This window comes from Cytobacillus sp. Bac17 (assembly GCF_024519925.1).
GTDB classification, from domain to species: domain Bacteria; phylum Bacillota; class Bacilli; order Bacillales; family Cytobacillaceae; genus Cytobacillus; species Cytobacillus pseudoceanisediminis.
Genome location: NZ_JALJRC010000080.1, coordinates 1 through 1221 on the forward strand (window position 1 = coordinate 1; position 1221 = coordinate 1221).

A 1221-nucleotide genomic window follows, 5' to 3' on the forward strand; every position below is an offset into this window, starting at 1 on the left:
GGTTAAGTTAGAAAGGGCGCACGGTGAATGCCTTGGCACTAGGAGCCGATGAAGGACGGTACTAACACCGATATGCTTCGGGGAGCTGTAAGTAAGCTTTGATCCGGAGATTTCCGAATGGGGAAACCCCCTATCCGTAATGGGATAGGATCTTTACCTGAATACATAGGGTATAGAAGGCAGACCCGGGGAACTGAAACATCTAAGTACCCGGAGGAAGAGAAAGCAAACGCGATTCCCTGAGTAGCGGCGAGCGAAACGGGATTAGCCCAAACCAAGAGGCTTGCCTCTTGGGGTTGTAGGACACTCTACACGGAGTTACAAAGGAACGAGGTAAATGAACAGGTCTGGAAAGGCCGGCCAGAGAAGGTAAAAGCCCTGTAGTTGAAACTTCGTTCCCTCCAGAGTGGATCCTGAGTACGGCGGGACACGAGAAATCCCGTCGGAAGCAGGGAGGACCATCTCCCAAGGCTAAATACTCCCTAGTGACCGATAGTGAACCAGTACCGTGAGGGAAAGGTGAAAAGCACCCCGGAAGGGGAGTGAAAGAGATCCTGAAACCGTGTGCCTACAAGTAGTTAGAGCCCGTTAATGGGTGATAGCGTGCCTTTTGTAGAATGAACCGGCGAGTTACGATTACATGCGAGGTTAAGTTGATGAGACGGAGCCGCAGCGAAAGCGAGTCTGAATAGGGCGAATGAGTATGTGGTCGTAGACCCGAAACCAGGTGATCTACCCATGTCCAGGGTGAAGTCCAGGTAACACTGGATGGAGGCCCGAACCCACGCACGTTGAAAAGTGCGGGGATGAGGTGTGGGTAGCGGAGAAATTCCAATCGAACTTGGAGATAGCTGGTTCTCTCCGAAATAGCTTTAGGGCTAGCCTCATGTAGTAAGAGTCTTGGAGGTAGAGCACTGTTTGGACTAGGGGCCCCCATCGGGTTACCGAATTCAGACAAACTCCGAATGCCAAAGACTTATCCATGGGAGTCAGACTGCGAGTGATAAGATCCGTAGTCAAGAGGGAAACAGCCCAGACCACCAGCTAAGGTCCCAAAGTATACGTTAAGTGGAAAAGGATGTGGAGTTGCTTAGACAACCAGGATGTTGGCTTAGAAGCAGCCACCATTTAAAGAGTGCGTAATAGCTCACTGGTCGAGTGACTCCGCGCCGAAAATGTACCGGGGCTAAACGTATCACCGAAGCTGTGGATTGACATCTT

Annotated in this window: 1 rRNA gene; it reads left to right on the top strand. The window is 51.1% G+C overall.

Annotated features, from left to right (window positions below):
• Nucleotides 1–1221, top strand: a 23S ribosomal RNA gene (locus tag NR125_RS29160); the annotation flags it as partial.